Here is a 23,690-nt window from a genome sequence, read left to right on the forward strand (position 1 = left end):
ATGACATTGGCAATTGAAATGAAAGATGTAATGAAAAGTTTCGACGGAAAAACGGCACTTGGAAATGTAAATATTGAGGTGAAGCAAGGAGAGATTTTTGGATTCCTCGGACCGAGTGGATCTGGTAAGACGACAACAGTAAAAATTTTAACTTCTCAATTGCTTCATAGTGTTGGAACGGTAAGAGTATTAGGGAAAGATATTACAGGACCAAGTAGCATCGATTACAAACGAATTGGTATTTTAACAGATAACAGCGGCTTATATGAAAGACTTAGCATTTATGATAACTTATTATTATTTTGTGACTTATACGATTGCAAAAAAGAACGAATCGATGAAGTACTAGCACAAGTAAATTTATTAGATGATAAAAAAACACCAGTAAAGAAACTATCAAAGGGAATGAAGCAACGCGTCACATTAGCAAGAGCAATCCTTCATAAACCAGATATCCTCTTCTTAGATGAACCAACATCTGCACTTGATCCAGTAAACGTACAAAACATTCATAAAATCTTAAAAGACTTAAATGAAGAAGGAACGACGATTTTCTTAACGACGCACAACATGGATGAAGCAGAAACGCTTTGTAACCGCATTGCCTTCCTTTGTGGCGGAGAAATTGTAGCACTCGATACGCCAGAGAACCTGCGCTTACAATACGCTAAGGATCAAATAGAGGTCGTATTAAAAGGTAAACGAAAAGAAGTAGTGCAAAAAGATGAATTAGGCGCAAATCGTATTTCAGAATGGATGAAAAAGGGCGAACTGTTATCTATTCATTCACACGAACCAACGCTAGGCGATATCTTTATTGAAGTTACTGGGAGGGGATTATAATGACATTTTCAATGAAACGGTTTTCGGCTATTGTAAGAAAAGAAATAAGTGATGCAGGTAAAAACTCACAAGTTATATTAATGGCGCTATTACCTATTCTACTTGCTGTATTTTATAGTAATATGGATTCTATAAAAGAGTTCTTTGCAGGTTTTATTATTGTAATGACGATTACCATGGTGGGAAGTTATGTGCAAGCAATTATTATTGCAGAGGAGAAGGAAAAACACACGTTACGAGTATTGATGTTGTCTCCAGCAAGTCCAATAGAAGTTATTTTAGGTAAAAGTGTATTAACTGTATTTTTTGTACTAGCATCTAGTTTTATTAGTTTAGTGATTTTAGATACTTTTAAAGGAAATATTAGTATGCTAGTTATTATTATTTTAATAGGAACATTGTTATGTGTCGTTTTAGGTACTATAGTTGGCTTACTATCCCAAAATATAGCACAAACATCTATATTGGGGCTTCCGATTTTTATAATATTCATAATGGGGCCGATGCTACAAGAAATGGTTAAGAATGAGTTTATTATAAAAGTAGTTAAGCTTCTTCCGACAAATCATGTTATGGAAGCATTGCAAAAAGTTATAAAGGGAGAAGGATTTATTGCGATTCAAGAACATATTTTAAACAATACAATTTGGACTATATGCCTTATCATTCTTTGTATTATTGTGTACAAAAAGAAACAATTAGACTAAAAACTGAGCTAAAAGTGCTCAGTTTTTTCTTTTTTCTATCATTTCCTCGGAAATTTTACAGTTCTTATACATATTTTTACAGATTTTGTCGAAAAGTAATTAGTTATACGTTGTATAGGATAGGTGAATATTGTTCAAAATGATTGCTGAGGTGATGATGGAATGCGAGGAAGAAATAATAAAAAGTCGCAAAAGGTAGTACATTTATTTCAAAAAAGATGGGTGTTTCCGGCACTATACATTGCTTGTGCAGCGGTAATCTTAATGGTTGCGCTATGGTTCCAAGGAGCTAATCCGAAGAAGACTCCAAACCACGATCAAGCAACACCGTATACACAATCGGAAGATCCAGCAGTACCAGTAACGAAATCTTCAGAAGTAGTGAAAATGCCAGCTGCCGCGAATGCGGAAGTAGTCGTACAAAAGAAATTCTATGAAGATGCAGCAACTGAGGCGGAACAAGAAAAAGCACTTGTCTTTTATAACAACACATATTCCCCGAACAAAGGAATTGACATTGCTGCGAAGAATGGAAAAGAATTCAATGTTGCTGCTGCTTTAAGTGGTACAGTAACGAAAGCTGAAAAAGATTCACTTCTTGGTTATGTTGTAACAGTTGATAGTGGAAATGGTGTAGCGGTATCTTATCAAAGCTTAGGCAGTGTGAAAGTAGAAAAAGGTGCAAGAGTTGCACAAGGTGAAGTATTAGGAACATCCGGTCTAAGTGCAATGAATAAAGAGGCAGGCTCTCACGTTCACTTTGAAGTACGTAAAGACAATGTGGCTGTGAACCCTGAACGTTACTTAAATAAATCAGTAACAGAAATTAAAGCTGATGCAGGTGCTGCAAAGGCTACGAATGCTTCTGGTAAAAAAGCTGATGACAAATCTCAAAAAGAAGAGAAGTCAACGAGCACGAAACCTGAAAGTAAAACAGAAGACAAGTCTCAAAAAGAAGAGAAATCAACAAGCGGTTCAACTAGTGACAAAAAAGAAGAACCGAAGAAAGAAGAAAAATCAACAAATGGTTCTACAGAATCATCTAACGATTCTTCTTTACAAGAATAAGAAAGTGAAAAAGTCAGTTCTCACTAGGAGAGCTGATTTTTTTATTTCTATATAAAAATACTCAATTTCGAGAAAAAAGTTGCAAAAACAAGGAAAAATGACGAGATTCTCGAATATATATTACAAAAGGGAGGGGATACTGTGTCATTTTTATTTGTTCTGTCGACTGCTATTATTTTATTGTTTGTTTTATTCACCTTATATTATTATATTGCCGGTAAGAAAGAGGTTCCCCACCATCAATTATTAGAAGAAGAGTTTGAAAGAGAAGAATGACGCCTTATATATAAGGTGTCATTTTTTTCGCCAAAATAGTCACTGTTAACGTATTTCTCACAAAAAAACGTAATTTTTCTTAACTTAGTCCGCAAAAATAGTGAACATGTAGCATATATCAGTAGTGCGGGCAATACAATGGTATAAACCAAAGCAAAGAGAGTGTTTGAGGTGAGAAATCGTGAATCATTTCATTATAAATCCAAGAATGTTTAACGCTTACAAACAGCACTCACACTTACTTCTTAGTCGTATGCAGCGAGGCTCATTTCACCCTTCTCACATCCAAATTAGGGAGGCGAGTGGTGTGCACGATTACATCAAAGAGAGAACTATCAAGATTGGTAAGTATATCGTGGAGACAAGAAAGACAGTGCGTGTCATTGCAAAGGAATTTGGGGTATCAAAGAGTACAGTCCATAAAGATTTAACAGAACGTCTACCAGAAATTAATCCAGAGCTCGCAAATGAAGTGAAAGAAATTCTTGATTATCATAAGTCTATTCGTCATTTAAGAGGTGGAGAAGCAACAAAGCAAAAGTATAGAAAAGAAGATGTAGAGAAGCCTGTACGTCAATAATGTTACAGTAGCAAACATTCCGTTCACATTCGGTAATATTTTTCAGAAGAATTCTTTTTGCGAATATTACGTTTCTGTTAAATTTATGATAAAATCAGAAATTAGGTGAAAAGAATTCGGGTGTAACCTGATTTTGAATATCGAGGAGGAAAAAACGGGAATGTTTGCGCGAGATATCGGAATTGACCTAGGTACGGCTAACGTATTAATTCATGTTAAAGGTAAGGGTATTGTATTAAATGAGCCATCTGTTGTGGCAATTGATCGTAATAGTGGTAAAGTATTAGCAGTAGGTGAAGAAGCGAGAAGTATGGTGGGACGTACACCGGGTAATATTGTAGCAATTCGTCCACTTAAAGATGGTGTAATCGCAGACTTCGAAATTACAGAAGCAATGTTAAAGTATTTCATTAACAAATTGGACGTAAAGAGCTTCTTTTCAAAACCTCGTATTTTAATTTGTTGTCCAACAAATATTACATCAGTAGAACAAAAAGCAATTCGTGAAGCTGCTGAACGTTCAGGTGGTAAAACAGTATTTTTAGAAGAAGAACCAAAAGTAGCCGCAGTTGGTGCTGGTATGGAAATCTTCCAACCAAGCGGTAACATGGTTGTTGATATTGGTGGAGGTACAACAGATATCGCTGTACTATCTATGGGTGATATTGTTACCTCTTCCTCTATCAAAATGGCTGGCGATAAGTTTGATATGGAGATCTTAAACTATATTAAACGTAAGTATAAGCTATTAATCGGAGAACGTACTTCAGAAGATATTAAAATTAAAGTTGGTACAGTATTCCCAGGTGCACGTAGCGAAGAGCTTGAAATTCGCGGACGTGACATGGTAACAGGCTTACCACGTACAATTACAGTATGCTCTGAAGAAATTACAGAAGCATTAAAAGAAAATGCAGCTGTTATTGTACAAGCTGCAAAAGGCGTATTAGAGCGCACACCACCAGAACTATCTGCAGATATCATCGACCGCGGTGTTATTCTAACAGGCGGTGGAGCTTTACTACACGGTATCGACATGCTTCTAGCAGAAGAACTAAAAGTACCAGTATTAATTGCTGAAAACCCAATGCACTGCGTTGCGGTTGGTACAGGTATTATGTTAGAGAATATCGACAGATTACCAAAGCGTGCTTTGAGATAATTTGAAAGAACTAAGGCTAATGCCTTAGTTCTTTTTTTCGTTTTTATATTTTTTTATTTTGTTTTTTTGCGAAAATGGAAGGAAAATAGAGAAATATGAAGGAAACAGGTAAAATATTCATATATATGGTTAAATTTAATATTTCCTTAATTGAAAACGTTTATAATATAATGAGTCGAATACGACATTAAGGCAAATAATGTTTCAATACATATTGCCTTTCCCTAATTTGGGCATACACTCTTTTCCACCTCCGTGTCAGTTGCAAAAATGTGCAACTATTTTAATGGAATAGAGTGTGTGCATTTTTTTTAGGAAGTTGTACTAAATATAAAATGTTACTTTGTAATGACAAACAATAAACAAAATGGGATAATAGCAATATGTCCAAGTGGTAAGACCAATATTACAAAAGGGGCGATTGTTACATGCTAAATATAGAACAAATTAAAGAAATCATTCCTCACCGCTATCCATTTTTACTTGTTGATAAAATATTAGAAGTAGATGAAGGCAAAAGAGCGGTTGGGATTAAAAATGTATCCGCAAACGAAGAATTTTTTAACGGACACTTCCCTGACTATGCAGTTATGCCTGGTGTACTTATTGTAGAAGCATTAGCACAAGTCGGAGCAGTTGCAGTATTAAAGAAAGAAGAAAACCGCGGAAGACTTGCTTTCTTTGCAGGTATCGACAATTGCCGTTTCAAAAAACAAGTACGCCCAGGTGATCAGCTTCGTCTAGAAGTAGAAATGACACGCGTACGCGGCCCAATTGGAAAAGGAAAAGCAATCGCAACAGTAGATGGTGAAGTTGCATGTGAGGCAGAAATTACATTTGCAATTGGTGATAAAAAAGAATAGATAGTACTAAAAAATCTCCTTGTGAAAAAGACAAGGGGATTTTTTGTTTACTGCTATATAACGATGAAAAGATAATATACAAACTAATCAGAAAATATCTTGTAAATATATGGTAATTACCATATACTTACTTTATTATTTATTTAGAAAACAGGATAAGTGATAAAGGTAATAAAGAAATAAAGGCATTGTCATATTGTTAAGGTACTTAAGTAAGACAAAGTAGAATGTTATTGATTATGATGAGATATGGGGAAATCAGCAAAAATATTAATTAGACGTATGAAATCGAGCATAAGAGAGAGAAAAGGGAAATGTCGCATTTCACAAAAGGAGATTATGAATATGTTCGGGAGAAAGAAAAGAAAACCATTACGACAATTAATTACACATAAAGAGCCTAAATCGCGTATTACAGAACAATACCGTAACATTCGTACAAACATTGAGTTTACATCTGTAGATAATCATGTTCGTTCTATTATTGTTACTTCAGCAGATCCAGGTGATGGGAAAACAACAACAATCTCAAACTTAGCAGTTGTTTTTGGACAACAAGGAAAGAAAGTTTTATTAATTGGAGCTGACTTGCGTAAGCCGACGATACAAAACTTATTTGCCATTCATAGTTCAAATGGGTTAACAAACTTATTATCAGGACAAGCAAAACTTATGCAATGCATTCAAAAAACAGATATAGAGAACGTATACTTAATGGCAGCAGGTCCAATCCCGCCAAATCCAGCAGAACTATTAGGAAGCCGGGCAATGGACGAGGCGTTGCTAGAAGCATATAACATGTTTGATATTATATTAATCGACGCACCACCTGTCCTTGCGGTTACGGATGCACAAATACTAGCGAACAAATGTGATGGAATCGTACTCGTTGTACGAAGTGAAAAGACGGAAAAAGATAAAATCGTAAAAGCGAAACAAATATTAGATAAAGCATCAGGAAAACTACTAGGTGTTATTTTGAACGATAAAAGAGAAGAAAAAGAACAATATGGTTATTACTAAAATATCAAAAAGCCAACAAAAAAATGTTGGCTTTTTTGTTTTCTGAAAATTATTTATCAAGTTATACAATGTAAAAAGCATGATATGATAAAATTTTTGGGAAATCATTGGAATGTGTTGTCATATTTAAGATTATTTTGTAAGATTAAACTTGTTTCTTGTGAACAAATATAGAACTGAATTATTAAAAATAAAAAATGTAAGATTTATATGTTATAATTTTTCCTATGTGTAAATTTTAGAAAGTTGGAGGAACTTATGGAAGAAACAATTAATCTGAAAGAATTATTTCATATCTTAAAAAAACGTTTAGCAATAATCCTCGTAATCGCATTTGGTGTAGCTATAGTAAGTGCTATCATTAGCTTCTTCTTTATGACACCAATCTATCAATCTTCGACGCAAATTCTTGTTAATCAGAAGAAGCAAGAAGGTGCAGCAATTCAGTATAATGAGGTACAAACAAATATTCAATTAACAAATACATATAAGGTTATTATTAAAAGTCCTGTTATTTTGGATCAAGTGAAAGAAAAGTTAGGTCTAAATATTACAGTACAAGAGCTAAATAAGAAAATTGAAGTAGCTAACGAGAAAGACTCGCAGGTAGTGGCGGTAACAGCACAAGATAAAGATCCCAAGCTAGCTCGTGATATTGCTAACACCACTGCAGAAGTGTTCCAAGGTGAAGTGGCTAAAATTATGAGTGTTGATAACGTAACAGTTTTATCAAAAGCAGAAGTTGCAGAAAATCTATCTCCAATTAAACCGCGTCCAATGTTAAATGTGGCAATCGCTTTCGTTGTTGGTTTAATGGCTTCGGTTGGTCTTGCATTCTTACTAGAGTACTTAGATAACACAGTGAAAAAAGAAGAAGATGTGGAAAACTTACTTGGCTTACCAGTATTAGGTATTGTAGCTCGTATGGATGAAGAAACAATGAACGTGAAATCACACGCTCCATCATCAAGAAAAGTGAGGGGACAGACAATTGGCTCTTAATTTATTTAAAAAGAAAAAGAATCATCGTCAACGACGTCAATTAATTGCTCATCAACAACCGAAATCACCAATTTCAGAACAATATCGTAATATTCGAACGAATATTGAATTTGCAGCTGTTGATACGAATTTACATTCATTAATGGTCACGTCTGCAAACCCAAGTGAAGGGAAAACGACAACGACAGCGAATATGGCAGTTGTATTTGCTCAACAAGGAAAAAAAGTATTATTAATTGATGCAGATATGCGTAAACCAGCAATGCATCAAATGTTTCAAGTAGATAACATTTTTGGACTTACGAACGTACTAACACATAGTGAACGTTTAGAAAAATGTGTGCAAACAACATTAGTTGATAATCTACACTTTCTAGCTTGTGGTCCAATCCCACCAAACCCGGCCGAATTGTTAGGTTCAAAATCAATGAAAGAACTTCTTGGACAAGCATATAGCATGTATGACTTAGTTATTTTCGATATGCCGCCTATTTTAGCTGTTACCGACGCACAAATTATGGCAAATGTATGTGATGCTTCTATTCTTGTCGTCCGTAGTGAATCGACAGAGAAAGAAACAGCAGTAAAAGCAAAAGGGTTATTGGAGTCTGCAAAAGGTAAATTGTTAGGTGTTGTTTTAAACGACCGTGAACGTGAACAAGGCTTATATTATTATTATGGAGCAAACTAATTAAAAGGGTGAGATATGTTTCAACCATATCTCCTTTTTTCCCTTGAATATGAGATGTCTCATATTCAAGGGAAAAAAGATTGATAGGAGAGAGGGAGGCTGAAAGAATGATTGATTTACATTGTCACATTTTACATGGTATTGATGACGGTGCACAAACCATGACAGATAGTTTAGCAATGGCACAACAAGCCATATCAGAAGGAATACATACAATTGTCGCAACGCCGCACCATCAAAATGGCAAATATATAAATGAACGTACCTCAATTATTCATCACGTAAAACAACTCAATGATGAACTACAACAACATAATATTCCACTTACCATTTTACCGGGGCAGGAGATTAGGTTATATGGTGATTTATTAGAAGACTATGAAGCTGATAAAATCGTTACTTTAAACGAAACAAATAAATATATATTCATTGAATTCCCATCTAATCACGTACCGCGTTATGCGGAACACCTATTATATGAACTGCGCGTTAAGGGAATGATTCCAATTATTGTTCATCCGGAACGTAATGCCGAGTTAATCGAGCGGCCAGATAAGTTATATAACCTTGTAAATAAAGGTGCACTAACGCAAGTAACGGCAGGTAGTTTATTAGGGAAGTTTGGCAAAAAAATTAAAAAGTTTTCATTACAACTTGTGGAACATAATTTAACACATATGGTCGCTTCAGATGCACATAACATAACGTCAAGAGGATTTCATTTAGCAGAAAGTTATGAACTAATTTATAAAGAATTTGGAACCAGTGTTATGAGTGATTTGAAAGAGAATCCATATTTGTTGATTAGCGGAAAAACAATTTATAAAGAAGATCCAGAACAAATTCGTCGTAAAAAATTGTTCGGTATTTTTTAAATAAATAATTGGTGATGTCTCCTAACCGTTATCAACGGGGGCACTCGGTCGTGCTGTGGGTAGAAATTTTATTTCATGCCTACCTTAGACGCTTGTCGTCGGGAGTATGGCGTGAGGATGGGTTAGATGCCCATAATTTATTTCTAATAGAAACTCTACCTATGGAGTTATAAAAATGACTCTATAGGTAGGGTTTTTGTTATTGTTACATACAAATAAATAGATTTATAGGAGGAGTATAATTGAAAAAAGTAAGAAAAGCAATTATCCCAGCTGCTGGTCTTGGGACAAGGTTTTTACCAGCAACGAAGGCGATGCCGAAAGAAATGTTACCTATCGTCGATAAACCAACAATTCAATACATAATAGAAGAAGCGATTGAATCAGGAATTGAAGACATTATTATTGTTACTGGAAAAGGAAAACGTGCAATTGAAGATCATTTCGATCACTCTTTTGAATTAGAACAAAGCCTTTTAGAAAAAGGGAAGTATGAAATGCTTGAAAAAGTACAAGCTTCCTCAAAAATAAATATTCATTACATAAGACAAAAAGAGCCAAAAGGTTTAGGGCATGCAGTATGGTGTGCGCGTAAATTTATTGGAAATGAACCATTTGCAGTATTACTTGGTGATGATATTGTACAAGCGGAAACACCATGTTTACGTCAATTAATGGATCAATATGAAGGTACACAGTCGGCAGTTATCGGTGTACAAACAGTACCTGAAAATGAAACACATCGTTACGGTATTATTGATCCCCTTGAACAAAATGATCGTCGTTATCAAGTACGTCAATTTGTTGAAAAGCCAGCTCAAGGAACAGCACCATCAAACTTAGCAATTATGGGACGTTACGTATTAACGCCAGAAATTTTTATGTTTTTAGAGAACCAGCAGACAGGTGCAGGTGGCGAGATTCAATTAACTGATGCGATCCAACGTTTAAATGAAATTCAGCGTGTATTTGCTTATGACTTTGAGGGAACTCGTTATGATGTTGGTGAGAAGTTTGGGTTTATTAAAACGACAATTGAGATGGCGTTACAACACAAAGAATTAAAAGATGAATTATTGGAGTATATGACTCAACTTATAAAACTAGAAAATATACATGTGTAAAGGTGAGGTGAAAAGGTTGGAAGAAAGAGGATTAATACATAAATCTGTGGAGAAAGAAACAAGTGTAGTGAAAAAAATATCAATTTTCCATGCGTTTTTTAAAAGGACACTGGATATTATAGGTGCTATTGTGGGTTTGATAGTATTTTCTCCGTTTTTTATTATAATTCCTATCCTTTACATGCGTGGGGATGCGAAAGGACCAGTTTTCTTTAAACAATCCAGAATTGGTAAAGATGGTAAAGTATTTGGTATTTATAAATTTCGTTCTATGGTAGTTAATGCAGAAGAGAAATTAGAAAAAAATGAAGTCCTATATAAGAAATATGTAGATAATAACTATAAGCTTGAGCCAGAGGAAGATCCACGTATTACAAACATAGGGCGCTTTTTACGAAGAACAAGTTTAGATGAATTGCCACAGTTTATCAATGTCCTTAAAGGCGATATGAGTTTAGTTGGTCCGAGACCAGTAATTCAGGAGGAATTAAAAGAATACGGCTCTAAAACTTCAGACTTTTTATCTGTGAGTCCTGGTTTAACAGGTTATTGGCAAGTGAGTGGTAGAAGTGATGTAGGATACCCAGAAAGGGTGGATATAGAATTATATTATGTATACAATCAATCTTTAAAATTAGATATTATTATCTTATTTAAAACAGTTTTATTGGTCGTATTACGTAAAGGTGCTTATTAATAATCTTTTATACAATCTAAGGTTGAACAAGATTTTGTTAACTTGTGAAAAAATCAAATTATTAAATTTAGCTTGGAAAGTAAATGATGGTGAAATGAAGAATGAAATCGATAGCATTGCGGAGCAAAAACCTATTTGGAAAAATTAAATTAGTAACTAATAAAGCTATGGAGAAAGGCTTCGTACATCTTCTTAGTGCGAATTTTTTGCTACAAATAGCGGGATTCGGAGGGCAGATATTTTTAACAAGAATTTTATCTGTTGAAGACATTGGAAGATTAAAGGTATTGCAATCTTTTTTAAGTAATTTAACAATTATAGCTGGATTAGGATTGAATGTTGCCATATTAAAAATGTGTTCTGAAAAAATTAGTATGCAGCAAAAGCAGAGATTATTTGAAGATGGTTTCAAGGTAACGGCAATTTTCTCGGTACTTATTACTTTATTAACCTTCATTATAGCTGGATTCGGAGGTTTTTCATCGGATATCCAAATAAATAATCTAATGAAAATTTATGCTTTTCAAATACCTTTCCTTTCTATAAGTGCGTATTTTGTCGCTTACTTACAATCTCAGAAAAAAATTCATTTAATGTCTAATGTACAAAGTATTTCTAAAATTGCTGTAGTAATAATAAGTATTTTAGGAGCATACATTTATGGAATGACAGGCTACATAATTACTTTAGTAATTGCATTATCATTAACCACATTATTATTTGTACCTTTCATTAAATCTGAGTTGCAATCCATAAAATATAAGCGAATAGACAAAGGATTAATCGCGAAGCCATTAAAATTAGGTAGCTATTCGTTTATTACAAATTTACTAGGTCAATTAATACTTACATTTAATGTCCTTATTTTAAATTACATGAATGTGGATCCAAAAGAAGTAGGTTATTATGGTATAGCACAGCTTATAATCACTTCTATGATGATTATTCCTAATACGCTAAATCAATTAATGATACCGTATATATCTGAGCAAACAGATAATAGGGTTCAAATAAAAAAGATGTTGAAAAAATTTGAGAGTAGAATGTTGATGATAACGGCGTTATTATGTACATCAACATTTTTCATAATACCGTTAATAATGCCAATGATATTTGGAAAAGAGTATGTGAATTCAGTACCTTATTTTCAAGTACTTGTAATAGGATTGTTCTTTTGGAGTATTTATTCACCTAAAGGAATCACATTACTTAGTATAGGGCGAGTTGATTTGAACTTTAAAGTGAGTTGTATTTCTTTTGGCTTTAATATAATCCTTAATTTCATATTAATTTATAAATTTGGAGCGTTAGGCGCAGCTATAGCAACAACAGCTACATATTTTATAACCATTTTCATCAATAGAATTTATTTTAAAAAAGTATAGAAAAAGAATGAGGAGAAGATTCCTCATTCTTTTTTTGTCGGTATATTATGTATATAGAATTAAAATTAAAAGGGAGAAACCTATGAAGATTTTATATTTAGTTAATATGGATCCTCAAAATAAAACCGGATTATTCAATGCAACTCATAAGAGAATTAAGTTGAACGATAATAAGGTTGATAGTGAAAAATATTGTATAAATTTTTATGATGGAATAGTATTGAAATTATTGAAAAAATTATTGAAGAAAAAAATTTATCAAAAAGAGGGGGAGTATTTTATATATGAAGATATAAAATATAGAAAACTCTTTTTGAAGAATACGATTACAAAAAAGGTTTTAGAAAAGTTAGGAATAGACTTTTTAGTTTATTTAGAGGTGATTTTAAGAAATAAGGTAAAAATACAAGAGTTTGATATGGTAAGTGCTCATTGGGGACATACTCAAGGAAGTTTAGCTTACTATATTAAGCGCTTTTTGGGGATTCCATATGCATTGACATTGCATGGTAGTGATATTCATACTATGCCTAAACAAAGTGCGAATTTAAAAAAAGTAATTGTTCGGAACCTAGAATATGCGGATGAAAATATTTTTGTGAGTGAGTATTTACAAAAAGAAGCTAGAGATCTTGGCTATTGTGGGAATAATTTTTCAATTGTATATAATGGTATCGATAGAGAAAAATTTTATCCAGTGTGCTCAAAAAAGAAGAGTGAATTAAGAGCTAAGTATGGCCTTAAAGGGTATTTGGTGGGTTATATTGGTAATTTAGTTGAAGTGAAAAGAGTAGATAAAATTCCTCAAATATATAAAGAACTCAATAAAATTACTGAAGATGAATTTACTTTTCTCATTATAGGCGACGGAGATTTAAAGCAAGAAATGGAAAGAAAATTTAATGAAATTAATGCTAAATTTTTGTTTACTGGAAAGGTAGCGCCTCAAGAGGTAGTCGACTATCTTAGTGTAATGGATGTATTAATTTTACCTAGTCGTCAGGAAGGATTGGGGTCAGTTTTATTAGAAGCACAAGCGTGCGGTATACCTGTAATTGGAAGTAGTAATGGTGGAATTCCGGAAGTAATTATTGATAAAACTTGTATTATAAAAGATGATCAATATTTCGAAGAAAAATTGGCTGAAAAAATTTTATCTATTGCTAAAAATAAATACAGTATAAACCTCTCTAATGATTGGCTAAATAATTTTGACTGGGATAAAAATGGTGAAAAAGAATTAAATTTATACAAGAATATTATAAATGAAAAGTAAGATGTATTCTATTTGATGAGAAAAATCTATAAGTTTTTAGTGAGTAGTGCATACGAAAGAGATGTAATTATATAAACTGAGAAGGTGGCTGGATAGAAAATGAAAAGGGTAGTAGTAATTAGTTACTGGTATTATCCAGAAAATGTAGCTCGGGCCTTTCATGTGAAAGGGATAGTTTCCTCCTTGATAAAGGATGGGTATCATGTGGATTTAGTGCTCCCCAAAAATGCTATGTACCAAGAAATAGGTAATAAAAACTCAAATAATATTACTTTGCATCAAGTTAAACCAGGTATTTTACTTCATAAAGAAAAAAATAGATGGGATGTTAACAGAAATATATTAAACAATTCTCATAGTAACCTTCTTACTAAAGGGCTAAAAAAATTATACGATGTACTTATTTGGCCAGATAGAACAATTGAATGGGCAATTAATGCTTACCGTTATGTAAAAAAAAATAAGTTACATAGTAATAGTATGGCCATGGTGACTGTGGGGTTACCAGTGTCTACCCACATTACAGGACATTTATTAAAAAAAGATGTTCCCCATTTAAAATGGATAGCTGATTATGGTGATCCATTCTCTTATAACCCGGATCGAGAAATAAGAAAATATGATAGATTTCTGGAATCAAGGATGCTTAATAATGTAGATTCTATTGTCATTCCAACAGAAAGTGCGATAGATTGCTATACTAATTTAGGAGTAAATAAATCGCAAATTCATGTTATTCCCCAACTATTTGAGGAGGAGCAAGGGGAAAGTAATTATGAGGTAGATAAAGATAAATTTAATATAATGTATGCAGGATCTTTTTATAGAGGCATACGCAGTCCAGTGGAGTTTATTCATGCGTTATCTTTAGCTAGTAAGAGGAATAAACAAATAGAATTTCATTATTTTGGAAATGTGACAGCTTTAGAAGAATTTTTAAATATGGAAGGATTGGATAAAGAAAAACTTCCTATTAAAATTAATGATTTTAAAAGTAGAAGTGAGATTCTTAATATTATGAGGGAAATGGATTTGTTAATTAATTTAAATAATAAAAGTACAAGTCAAATTCCAAGTAAAATTATTGATTACCTCTATGCTAACAAACGGATTTTAAATATTGGAAACAACCTAAATGAATTATTTGATAATGTAGATAATGAGAAGGAAAAAATTGCTGATAGATTAGTAGAAATTAGTTTAAATCCGTTAGAATTTAATTATGATCAATTAAAGAAATTTTATAGTTATAATTTAAATTCTACAAAGTATTTGAATTTATTAAAATAGGATTTTGTAAATGATATTATCAGCTTTGTTTAATTGTGATATGTTGATGTGTATTTTAATAATTAAGATATTTAACAGAATTTAGGATAGGATGATATAAGTAAATGCAAAGAGGAAGAATAGATTTACTCTTTTATAAAATATATATATATATTGCAGCGATTTTTGGATTTTTGTGGTTGCATCCTTTTTTTACTTGGAATAATGCTATGATTCCTCTTTTTGCGGGAATCCATATTTCAATGTTTTTATTTTGGGCATTTATATCAGATTTTAAAATTAATAAGACAGGTATATTAAGTGCTTTTTTTGCCTTAATATTAATTACTTTGTTTAGTTTTAAGGATGAGAATATAGTGCGTAATTTATGCTTATATTCAGCTTCCTTAATTCCTTTAGTATTAATAAAACAAGAAGATCGTTTAAAGATTTATGATAAATTTATTAAAATTTTTGCTATATCACTTATTCCGGCTATAGTTATAGCTATTTTTTTATTTATAGGGTTTGATATACAGTGGTCACAATTATCTAGTACATCATGGACCAAACCATTTTATAGAAACTATTATAATCTTTCTATCTACCATTTCTTTAATGGTGCAGATCAAAGATACTTCTTTCCATGGGGGGGGAGTATTGATAGGATTTGTGGGATGTTTGATGAACCAGGTGTTGTTGGAACAGTTAGTGGTTTAATTTTAGCCTCAAAGGGATTTTCTTTGCGGAGAAGTTATGAAAAGATAATTTTTATTGCTGGTATACTATCGTTTTCTTTTGCTTTTTATATAATATTACTAGTGTATGTATCAATAAAAAAATATAAATATATATGGGTAATATTAGGGACTTTAGTAATATTAATGAATACGGTTCCTAAAGATAGTTATGTATATACTAAAATTTTGTATAGGCTAGATTTGGGTAATAAGGAAATAGAGGGAAACAATAGAGGGAATGCTGGTTTTGAGCAAATATATAAAGAATTTAAGCAAGATGGAAACTTGTTATTAGGAATTAAAGAGAAAGAATATCTTTATAAAGCAAATGCATATGGTTCAGAAGCGTTATCTTGGAAAACTTTTGTGGTGATAAATGGTTTATTATTATTTATTCTCCATACTTTATATTTTATGGGTTATGCGTTTAATTTAAAAAATAGTAATGTATGGATTTTTACCATAATTTATTTATTATCAATTTACCAAAGACCCTATGATTTTACATTAAGTTATTGGCTTATATTTATGGGGGGAATCGTAGCAGCGAGTAATATAGATATATTAAAAAATAATAAGCTAAATACTAATATTGAGTAGATTAATGAAACCAGGAGTTTACTAAATTAAGGATATAAGAATACCCTTATATCAAGGAGGATTTAAGAATCTGTACTAATTAAATTCTTAAATCCTTTTTTATGTTTTTAGTATGTGGATTGGAGCGAGTATATGCCAGAAATAGCATTATTAATTCCTGTATATAACGATCAAGTTGGTTTAAATCAAACCTTAGAATCTTTATTGAAGGAAACAAAAGAGAAGGTAGATGTAGTAGTTGTTGATGACGGTAGTAAGGAACCAATCTATGTTCCAGAGACTGTGGGGATTCACCATATTATTTTTATAAAATCCGAAGTCAATAAAGGAATTGAGCATGTCTTAAATTTAGGATTAAAGTACATTTGTGATAATGGCTATACATTTGTTGCTAGGATAGATGCAGGAGATACAATTGAACCTAATCGATTTTATAAACAGAAACAATATATGTTAGATAATCCGAATTATATGTTGATAGGATCGAACGTAAGGCATACAGATATGGATGGTAAAGAAGTGTTTATAGAGCGTGTGCCGCTTTCAACAGAAGAGATAAAAAAGAAGATGCATATTAATAGTTGTTTCCCACACCCATCTGTTATGTTTAGAACAGTGATTATTGAGGATATTGGTGTATATCATACGGATTTTCCGGCAGCAGAAGATTACGAATTTTTCTTTAGGATAATGAATAAGTATGAGGTTTCAAATTTAGATGAAGTTCTCATTCGTAAAGAAATTAATCCTAATAGTATTTCATTAAGTAGGCGAAAGAGACAGTTATATAGCAGAATTAAAATTCAAAAAAAATATTTTAAGCCCCTAGTTTTAGAAAGTTATGTGGGAATAGTAAAATCTTTTATCTTGCTAATAGCTCCTAATAAAATAATTATTGGTATTAAGTCTTTACTAAGTAAATCTTCTAACTAATGATAAAAGGGGTCATGAGCAATGAAAAAGGTTGTTTTTATATGTGAGGCGTTAGGTGGAGGAGTAAGGAGACATTTAGTGGATGTACTCTCCAATCTAGATTTAGATGAATATGAGGTACATGTTGTACATGGTACTAAGCGGGTAGATGATGTATTTCTATCGGCAAAAAATAAGCTTATGAAAAAAGGGCTTTATTTTTATGAAGTCACAGAAATGGTAAGGGAATTATCAATTAAGAATGACATAAGAGCTACAAAATCAATTATAAAAATACTAAGAGAAATTAGGCCGCAAATTGTTCATTGTCATAGCTCTAAAGCAGGTGCAATAGGCAGGATAGCGGCAAAAATATGTGGGATAGAAAGGGTATACTATACACCACATGCATATGTATTTCAAAACCCAAATTTATCCTCAAAGAAAAAATTTGTATATAAAAATATCGAAAAATTATTAGGCTTCTTAACAACAAAAGTTCTTCATGTTTCAAAAGGTGAAGAAACATTTGCCTTGGAGCATAAAGTCATTTCGTTAAATAAGTCAATGGTAGTATATAATGGTATTTCATTTCCCGCTACAGATAGTAAATTTTCTTTAAAAGATTGTGAAGAGAAATTAGTAGTAGGAACGATTGCGAGAATGGATTATCAAAAAAACCCATGGTTATTTATTCGTATAGCTGAACAGGTAATTAGGGAAAATCAAAACGTTGAGTTTGTGTACATTGGGGACGGAGAGTATTTTAAAGAAGTTTTCGATTATGTTCAAAAAAATAATTTAGATAAATTTATTAAATTAAAAGGATTTCATTCGAATCCAGATATAGAATTAAATCGATTTGATATATTCCTATCTACCTCCTTATATGAAGGTATGCCTTACTCATTAATAGAGGCGTTATCATATAAAAAACCTATTATCGCGACGGATGTTGTAGGTAATAATGAAATAGTGCTTGATGATTATAATGGTTATCTTTTTGATAAAGATAATGCTGAAGAGGGAACACAAAAAATATTAGAAACTATAAAAGATCCTATTTTATATGACAAGCTATCTAAAAATAGTTTTAGGACATTTGAAGAAACCTTTACAATTGAAAAAATGCTATCTTCAATAGAAGAGTTATATTCCAAATGAAAAAATTATAGGTAGTGCAATGAGTCTTTATAATTAAAGAATTAATCATCATTAATACGTAATAATAGGATTTGATTAACTGAAAGGATAATAAAGTATAGTATTTTTATATGAAATATTCTAGTAAGTATAAATTTGTATGATTTTATATTTATTATAATTTTAATATATGAGCTAAATAATAAAAAGATAAGGATTGGTGAAAATGAATAAGAAAGTTTGTGTAGTAGGTTTAGGTTACATTGGTTTACCAACTTCAGCTATTTTTGCAAAAGCGGGATATGATGTTATAGGGGTAGATGTAAACCCTGTTGCAATTGAAATGATTAATCAAGGTAAAGTTCATATTGAAGAGGTTGGATTAGGAGAATTAGTTAAAGATGTAGTAGAAAAGGGGAAATTGAGCGCTAGTGTAGAACCAACCAAAGCTGATGTGTTTATTATTGCTGTTCCTACACCACACAATGCTGATCATACTGCAAATTTAGACTATGTCGTAGAAGCTACTAAGTCTATTTTACCATTCTTACAGAAGGAAAGTATTGTAATTGTAGAATCTACTATTCCACCAAGAACTATTGATGATATAGTGGCTCCAATTATTGAGGAACAGGGATGGAAAGTAGGGGAAGAAATTTACCTTGCACATTGTCCGGAACGTGTGTTACCTGGACGTATTTTAATTGAATTAGTAGAGAATACAAGAATAGTTGGTGGGATTAATAAAAAATCTACGCAAAAAGCAGCCGAAGTTTACGGTTGCTTTGTAAAAGGAGAAATCCTTGAAACTACTGCTGTAACAGCAGAAATGTCTAAGCTTATGGAAAACACATTCCGCGATGTAAATATTGCATTAGCAAATGAATTAGCAAAAATCTCTGAAAAACTTGGCGTAAATGCTTTAGAAGTTATTAAATTAGCTAACCATCATCCTCGAGTAAATTTACATCTTCCAGGACCAGGGGTTGGAGGACATTGTTTAGCAGTGGATCCGTATTTTATTATTGAAAAGGCACCCGAAGAGTCTCAATTAATTTCTAATGCGCGCTTTATAAATAATTCTATGCCTGTATTTGTTGTAGAGCAATTAGCAAAAATTATTCCAGATAAAAATGCAAAAGTTGCAGTTTTAGGAATTACATATAAAGGTAATATCGATGATGTCAGAGAAAGTCCAGCTATGACAATTGTAGATTTACTTAAAGAACAGGGTTATGAAGTTGCTGTACATGATCCTCATGTTCATGAAAATCAGGTCCATTTTAACTTATATAGTCTAGAGAATGCTGTGAAAAATGCAGAATGTATTTTAGTACTAACAGACCATAATGAGTTTAAACAAATAGATGAACAAGTCATTATTGATAACGCAAGAAAGGCTATTATATTTGATACACGTAATTGTATGAATATAAGCAGTAAACAAATTTCTTATTACAATTTTAATAATCTATATGAACTAAGAAGTTTAGCAAGCATAAGAGTATAATGAACTAATTGCAAATGGTTGGTTAAAAATGTGTTTTATTAAATGAAAAATTAAATTAGATATTTTGTACGAAGTGTATATAAAAATTTGAATTCTTGCAATTGATTGTATAAAAGAATTTGATTATTTATGATGACTATAGATATTTTGAATTTATTTAGGTTATAATTGTAACTATGTTTTTTGAGAAAAGATTTCGATTTTCGAAAGAAGGTTAAAAAATGAAAAAGAAAATTTTATTCTGGATTTTGGGTATTATTGGAATTCTCATTGTCGGTGGTGGAGTATATGCTTATACTGTTTATTCTAATGTTTCTAATACCTTAGATGCTGTCCATAAACCATTAGATCGTGAGAAATCTGAAAAACGAGAAAAGAAGGTAGATATTTCAGATCAAAAACCAATATCTATTTTAATGATGGGAGTAGACCAACGTGGTGAAGACCAAGGAAGGTCAGATTCATTAATGCTATTTACATTAAATCCTACGACGAAATCTATGAAAATTGTTAGTATCCCACGTGATTCTTATACAGAAATCGTTGGAAAAGGTACAAAGGATAAAATTAATCATGCTTATGCTTTTGGCGGAATTGATATGTCTGTAAAAACAGTAGAGAATTTTCTTAATGTACCAGTTGATCATTATATTGAAGTAAATATGGATGGATTTAAAGATATTGTAGATGCTGTTGGTGGCGTAGATGTAAATAATGATTTAGATTTTACATATGAAGGAATTCATTTTGAAAAAGGAAATATTCATCTAGATGGTAGTAAGGCATTACATTATTCTAGGATGAGAAAGCTTGACCCACGTGGTGACTTTGGCCGTCAAATGCGCCAACGTCAAGTTATTCAAGCTGTAATTAAAAAAGGTGCAAGTGTATCTTCTCTAGCAAATTACGGTGATGTATTAAAAGCAATTGAGAAAAACGTTAAAACAAGTTTAACGCAAGATCAAATGTTTGATATTCAAAAGAATTATAAAGACTGCATGCAGAATAGTGAAGAAATCCAAATTCCAGGTGATGGCCACAAAGCCGCTGATGGTATTTGGTACTACTATGTTCCAGATGCAGCGAAACAAGATTTAACGAATAAGTTAAGAGCGCATCTTGAATTGACTAAGTAATATGTAATAACCCAACTCCTTTGGAAGGAGTTGGGTTTATTTTTGCATAGATTTATATTAGTATTATATATTGTGAGATTAATAGATGAGGTGAATCGATGAATAAGAAAGCATTACTTGTTCTTGTTGTTTTTGTATTGTTTATTGCTTCGATTGTGAGCGGTAAATTGTACTGGAATAAGAAGATTGCGAATGCAACGGGACAGACGAGTGAAGTAACGAAAACAAAGGTTGAAGTGAAAGATAGTGGAGTGAAGAAAGAAGCGAAAAAGGAAGAGAAAAAACAAGATACGAAGTCATCTTTTAATGAAGCCTATGCGAAGAACTTGCCAGATGCAGTGAAAGAGAAGTTAAAGAAAGCTGCTGAGGATAAAAAGGCAGTAAATCTTGTTATTGTTGGTGATGAAGCTTCTTCATCTGAAAAAGGTGCTTGGGCAGCTAAGCTAACGGCTAATTTAGAAACTGCTTATGGTAAAGGTTTATGGAATGTGACTATAAAGGAATATAAGGGTGAAAGCACAGAAGAGTTAATCGCGAATAAGCGTGATAAAGAGATCGCGAAAGACAATCCAGATGTGATTTTATTTGAACCACCATTTATTACTGATAACGGTAAAACTGGTAATGGGAACTCTGTTGTGAATACACAGAAGTTTGTTCAAGCACTTTCTACTAGTGCAAAAGGCGCTACGATTATGATTCAACCATCAAATCCAGTGTATGGTGCGAAAAATTACCCGAAATCGATTGAAGCATTAAAACAATTTGCAACGCAAAATAATTATACATATATTGATCATTGGGGAGCATGGCCGGATGCTTCAACGAAAGCAATTTTACCATACCTACAAGAAGAATTTGGTTTCCCAAGTGCAAAAGGACATGATGTTTGGGCGAAACATGTAACTGATTATTTTGTAGCTAAGTAATGAAGGAGAGATAAAAGGTGTACGAGTTCCCGTATACCTTTTCCTTTTATAATTAAGATATCTGAAAATAGTAGGAGGAAAACAATGAATTCAATTTTAATCTGTGGTGGAGCTGGCTATATCGGTTCTCACGCTGTGAAAAAATTAGTAGACGAAGGTTTATCTGTAGTAGTAGTAGATAACTTACAAACTGGTCATGAAGATGCAATTACGGAAGGCGCGAAGTTTTATAATGGTGACCTTCGTGATAAATCCTTTTTAAGGGATGTTTTTAAACAAGAAAATATTGAGGCGGTTATGCACTTTGCAGCTGATTCTTTAGTTGGAGTTAGTATGGAAAAGCCCCTTCAATATTATAATAATAATGTGTATGGTGCCCTTTGCTTGTTAGAAGTGATGGATGAGTTTAAGGTAGATAAGTTTATTTTCTCTTCTACTGCAGCAACGTATGGTGAGGTAGATGTGGATCTTATTACTGAGGAAACGATGACAAATCCAACGAATACGTATGGAGAGACGAAGTTAGCAATCGAGAAGATGCTTCATTGGTATAGCCAAGCTTCTAATTTACGTTATAAGATTTTCAGATACTTTAACGTGGCTGGTGCAAATCCAAGTGGTATTATTGGAGAAGATCATCGTCCAGAGACTCATTTAATTCCTCTTGTGCTGCAAGTGGCTTTAGGTCAACGTGAGAAGATTATGATGTTTGGTGATGATTATAATACACCAGATGGTACTTGTATCCGTGATTATATTCATGTTGAAGATTTAGTAGCGGCTCATTTCTTAGGGCTTAAAGACTTGCAGAACGGCGGAGAGAGTGATTTCTATAACTTAGGAAATGGTAATGGTTTCAGTGTAAAAGAAATTGTTGATGCAGTTCGTGAGGTTACAAATCATGAAATTCCTGCTGAGGTAGCACCGCGCCGTGCGGGCGATCCAGCACGTTTAGTTGCTTCTTCTAAGAAAGCGAAAGAGAAGCTAGGATGGGATCCTAAGTATGTAAATGTTAAGACAATCATTGAACATGCTTGGAATTGGCATCAAAAGCAACCGAATGGATATGCTAAATAAATATAATAAGTGAAAGAGAGGGTATCGTCGACAAAATATGTTCGACAATACCCTCTCTTTTTTTATAGGATTTTTGCTATACTAAACTGTACTATAATACGTGGTGGAAGGAGGAGAATGATGAAAATACTTGTGGTTGATGATGAATCGAGTATTCGTAATTTGATTCGGATGCAGTTGGAGATGGAAGGTTATGAAGTATTGGCAGCGGCTGATGGAAGAGAAGCTTTAGAGCGATGGAATGAAGGGCCGAATGTATTGATTTTGGATGTTATGCTTCCGGATACGGATGGGTATGAGTTGCTTCGTTTGTTCCGTGAGAGGGATAGGGATATTCCGGTGCTTATGTTAACGGCAAAGAGTCAGATGAATGATAAGTTGCTTGGATTGCAGCTTGGTGCTGATGATTATGTGACGAAGCCGTTTAATTATGCGGAGCTTATTCTTCGAGTTAAGAATATGGCGCGGCGTGTAAAGAAGACGGAGACTGCTGTAAGTCATGAAGTAATTGAGGCTGGAGAGATCGTGATTTGTCCTAAGGAAAGAAAGGTACATGTGAGTGGACAAGAGATTCAGTTAACGTACCGAGAGTTTAATTTATGTCAGTTATTTGTTTCAAATCCGCAGCGTGTGTTTATGAGGGATGAGTTGCTTGAGAAAGTATGGGGATTTGAGTATATCGGAAATACGAGAGCGGTTGATATTATGGTGCAGAGACTTCGCAAGAAGCTTGGGACGAGCGGAGAATATATTAAGACAATTTATGGCGTTGGCTATAAACTGGATTGTTAAGTGGTGATGG

The 23,690-nt window shown here is 32.9% G+C and carries 24 protein-coding genes; all 24 read left to right on the forward strand.

Going from position 1 to position 23,690, the window contains the following annotated elements; all coding sequences use genetic code 11:
- The 24 genes from DN404_RS03375 (at position 1) to DN404_RS03490 (ending at position 23,680) form a co-directional block, all read left to right on the forward strand.
- A complete protein-coding gene (locus tag DN404_RS03375; RefSeq protein ID WP_044306737.1) occupies positions 1-843 on the forward strand; it encodes an ABC transporter ATP-binding protein in 843 nt (280 codons plus the stop codon).
- Positions 843-1,550, forward strand: a complete 708-nt coding sequence (locus DN404_RS03380) for an ABC transporter permease (RefSeq protein WP_006926555.1) — start codon at positions 843-845, stop codon at positions 1,548-1,550. The genes DN404_RS03375 and DN404_RS03380 overlap by 1 nt, the downstream gene beginning before the upstream one ends.
- Positions 1,551-1,712: 162 nt before the next feature.
- Positions 1,713-2,618, forward strand: a complete 906-nt coding sequence (locus DN404_RS03385; RefSeq protein WP_001214925.1) for a stage II sporulation protein SpoIIQ — start codon at positions 1,713-1,715, stop codon at positions 2,616-2,618.
- Between the two features lie 141 nt (positions 2,619-2,759).
- Positions 2,760-2,894, forward strand: coding sequence for a hypothetical protein (locus tag DN404_RS03390; RefSeq protein ID WP_000008901.1), 135 nt, complete (start codon positions 2,760-2,762; stop codon positions 2,892-2,894).
- Positions 2,895-3,201: 307 nt separating this feature from the next.
- Entirely contained in the window at positions 3,202-3,474 is a 273-nt protein-coding gene (spoIIID, locus tag DN404_RS03395) for a sporulation transcriptional regulator SpoIIID (RefSeq protein ID WP_000544012.1), read from the forward strand.
- Positions 3,475-3,634: 160 nt separating this feature from the next.
- A complete protein-coding gene (gene mreB, locus DN404_RS03400; protein ID WP_000457978.1) occupies positions 3,635-4,636 on the forward strand; it encodes a rod shape-determining protein in 1,002 nt (333 codons plus the stop codon).
- Positions 4,637-5,064: 428 nt separating this feature from the next.
- Positions 5,065-5,499 (forward strand): 3-hydroxyacyl-ACP dehydratase FabZ, encoded by a 435-nt coding sequence (gene fabZ / locus DN404_RS03405; RefSeq protein ID WP_000931959.1) that lies wholly within the window; start codon positions 5,065-5,067, stop codon positions 5,497-5,499.
- A 345-nt stretch (positions 5,500-5,844) separates the two neighbouring features.
- Positions 5,845-6,522 (forward strand): CpsD/CapB family tyrosine-protein kinase, encoded by a 678-nt coding sequence (locus DN404_RS03410; RefSeq protein ID WP_149214722.1) that lies wholly within the window; start codon positions 5,845-5,847, stop codon positions 6,520-6,522.
- A 258-nt stretch (positions 6,523-6,780) separates the two neighbouring features.
- Positions 6,781-7,524, forward strand: a complete 744-nt coding sequence (locus DN404_RS03415; protein WP_098840362.1) for a YveK family protein — start codon at positions 6,781-6,783, stop codon at positions 7,522-7,524.
- Entirely contained in the window at positions 7,514-8,215 is a 702-nt protein-coding gene (locus DN404_RS03420; protein WP_088040464.1) for a CpsD/CapB family tyrosine-protein kinase, read from the forward strand. Before DN404_RS03415 ends, DN404_RS03420 begins: the two co-directional genes overlap by 11 nt.
- A gap of 107 nt (positions 8,216-8,322) precedes the next feature.
- Entirely contained in the window at positions 8,323-9,090 is a 768-nt protein-coding gene (locus tag DN404_RS03425) for a tyrosine-protein phosphatase (protein WP_149214756.1), read from the forward strand.
- A 242-nt stretch (positions 9,091-9,332) separates the two neighbouring features.
- On the forward strand, positions 9,333-10,214 hold the full coding sequence (bpsC, locus tag DN404_RS03430; protein ID WP_149214723.1) for a UTP--glucose-1-phosphate uridylyltransferase BpsC: 882 nt from the start codon (positions 9,333-9,335) through the stop codon (positions 10,212-10,214).
- Positions 10,215-10,230: 16 nt separating this feature from the next.
- Positions 10,231-10,911, forward strand: a complete 681-nt coding sequence (locus DN404_RS03435) for a sugar transferase (RefSeq protein ID WP_149214724.1) — start codon at positions 10,231-10,233, stop codon at positions 10,909-10,911.
- 101 nt (positions 10,912-11,012) lie between these two features.
- Positions 11,013-12,296, forward strand: coding sequence for a flippase (locus DN404_RS03440; protein ID WP_255444921.1), 1,284 nt, complete (start codon positions 11,013-11,015; stop codon positions 12,294-12,296).
- Positions 12,297-12,378: 82 nt separating this feature from the next.
- Positions 12,379-13,572 carry a glycosyltransferase gene (locus DN404_RS03445; RefSeq protein ID WP_149214725.1) on the forward strand — a complete coding sequence of 398 codons (1,194 nt, stop codon included), beginning with the start codon at positions 12,379-12,381 and terminating at the stop codon, positions 13,570-13,572.
- Positions 13,573-13,671: 99 nt separating this feature from the next.
- Positions 13,672-14,862: a glycosyltransferase family protein gene (locus DN404_RS03450; RefSeq protein ID WP_149214726.1), complete on the forward strand. Its 1,191-nt coding sequence runs from the start codon at positions 13,672-13,674 to the stop codon at positions 14,860-14,862.
- 104 nt (positions 14,863-14,966) lie between these two features.
- On the forward strand, positions 14,967-16,181 hold the full coding sequence (locus DN404_RS03455; RefSeq protein ID WP_149214727.1) for a transcriptional regulator: 1,215 nt from the start codon (positions 14,967-14,969) through the stop codon (positions 16,179-16,181).
- A 132-nt stretch (positions 16,182-16,313) separates the two neighbouring features.
- A complete protein-coding gene (locus DN404_RS03460) occupies positions 16,314-17,114 on the forward strand; it encodes a glycosyltransferase (protein ID WP_149214728.1) in 801 nt (266 codons plus the stop codon).
- 21 nt (positions 17,115-17,135) lie between these two features.
- On the forward strand, positions 17,136-18,257 hold the full coding sequence (locus DN404_RS03465; RefSeq protein ID WP_149214729.1) for a glycosyltransferase family 4 protein: 1,122 nt from the start codon (positions 17,136-17,138) through the stop codon (positions 18,255-18,257).
- Positions 18,258-18,462: 205 nt separating this feature from the next.
- Entirely contained in the window at positions 18,463-19,746 is a 1,284-nt protein-coding gene (locus DN404_RS03470) for a nucleotide sugar dehydrogenase (RefSeq protein ID WP_001036872.1), read from the forward strand.
- 221 nt (positions 19,747-19,967) lie between these two features.
- A complete protein-coding gene (tagU, locus tag DN404_RS03475; protein WP_149214730.1) occupies positions 19,968-20,882 on the forward strand; it encodes a polyisoprenyl-teichoic acid--peptidoglycan teichoic acid transferase TagU in 915 nt (304 codons plus the stop codon).
- A 98-nt stretch (positions 20,883-20,980) separates the two neighbouring features.
- Positions 20,981-21,811, forward strand: coding sequence for an SGNH/GDSL hydrolase family protein (locus tag DN404_RS03480; protein WP_149214731.1), 831 nt, complete (start codon positions 20,981-20,983; stop codon positions 21,809-21,811).
- Positions 21,812-21,895: 84 nt separating this feature from the next.
- Entirely contained in the window at positions 21,896-22,888 is a 993-nt protein-coding gene (galE, locus tag DN404_RS03485) for a UDP-glucose 4-epimerase GalE (RefSeq protein WP_149214732.1), read from the forward strand.
- 120 nt (positions 22,889-23,008) lie between these two features.
- Positions 23,009-23,680: a response regulator transcription factor gene (locus DN404_RS03490; RefSeq protein ID WP_149214733.1), complete on the forward strand. Its 672-nt coding sequence runs from the start codon at positions 23,009-23,011 to the stop codon at positions 23,678-23,680.
- Positions 23,681-23,690: the final 10 nt, after the last annotated feature.

It is taken from the genome of Bacillus sp. TE8-1 (genome assembly GCF_008368855.1).
Lineage (GTDB): Bacteria > Bacillota > Bacilli > Bacillales > Bacillaceae_G > Bacillus_A > Bacillus_A cereus.

Bases quoted from the DNA above. Each gene is read 5' to 3' on its own strand.
- fabZ (WP_000931959.1), top strand. From the start codon at position 5,065: ATGCTAAATATAGAACAAATTAAAGAAATCATTCCTCACCGCTATCCA.
- DN404_RS03455 (WP_149214727.1), top strand. From the start codon at position 14,967: ATGCAAAGAGGAAGAATAGATTTACTCTTTTATAAAATATATATATAT.
- DN404_RS03470 (WP_001036872.1), top strand. From the start codon at position 18,463: ATGAATAAGAAAGTTTGTGTAGTAGGTTTAGGTTACATTGGTTTACCA.
- DN404_RS03460 (WP_149214728.1), top strand. From the start codon at position 16,314: ATGCCAGAAATAGCATTATTAATTCCTGTATATAACGATCAAGTTGGT.
- DN404_RS03425 (WP_149214756.1), top strand. From the start codon at position 8,323: ATGATTGATTTACATTGTCACATTTTACATGGTATTGATGACGGTGCA.
- tagU (WP_149214730.1), top strand. From the start codon at position 19,968: ATGAAAAAGAAAATTTTATTCTGGATTTTGGGTATTATTGGAATTCTC.
- DN404_RS03380 (WP_006926555.1), top strand. From the start codon at position 843: ATGACATTTTCAATGAAACGGTTTTCGGCTATTGTAAGAAAAGAAATA.
- mreB (WP_000457978.1), top strand. From the start codon at position 3,635: ATGTTTGCGCGAGATATCGGAATTGACCTAGGTACGGCTAACGTATTA.
- DN404_RS03465 (WP_149214729.1), top strand. From the start codon at position 17,136: ATGAAAAAGGTTGTTTTTATATGTGAGGCGTTAGGTGGAGGAGTAAGG.
- DN404_RS03445 (WP_149214725.1), top strand. From the start codon at position 12,379: ATGAAGATTTTATATTTAGTTAATATGGATCCTCAAAATAAAACCGGA.
- DN404_RS03415 (WP_098840362.1), top strand. From the start codon at position 6,781: ATGGAAGAAACAATTAATCTGAAAGAATTATTTCATATCTTAAAAAAA.
- DN404_RS03440 (WP_255444921.1), top strand. From the start codon at position 11,013: ATGAAATCGATAGCATTGCGGAGCAAAAACCTATTTGGAAAAATTAAA.
- DN404_RS03375 (WP_044306737.1), top strand. From the start codon at position 1: ATGACATTGGCAATTGAAATGAAAGATGTAATGAAAAGTTTCGACGGA.
- galE (WP_149214732.1), top strand. From the start codon at position 21,896: ATGAATTCAATTTTAATCTGTGGTGGAGCTGGCTATATCGGTTCTCAC.
- DN404_RS03385 (WP_001214925.1), top strand. From the start codon at position 1,713: ATGCGAGGAAGAAATAATAAAAAGTCGCAAAAGGTAGTACATTTATTT.
- DN404_RS03410 (WP_149214722.1), top strand. From the start codon at position 5,845: ATGTTCGGGAGAAAGAAAAGAAAACCATTACGACAATTAATTACACAT.
- DN404_RS03480 (WP_149214731.1), top strand. From the start codon at position 20,981: ATGAATAAGAAAGCATTACTTGTTCTTGTTGTTTTTGTATTGTTTATT.
- DN404_RS03490 (WP_149214733.1), top strand. From the start codon at position 23,009: ATGAAAATACTTGTGGTTGATGATGAATCGAGTATTCGTAATTTGATT.
- DN404_RS03450 (WP_149214726.1), top strand. From the start codon at position 13,672: ATGAAAAGGGTAGTAGTAATTAGTTACTGGTATTATCCAGAAAATGTA.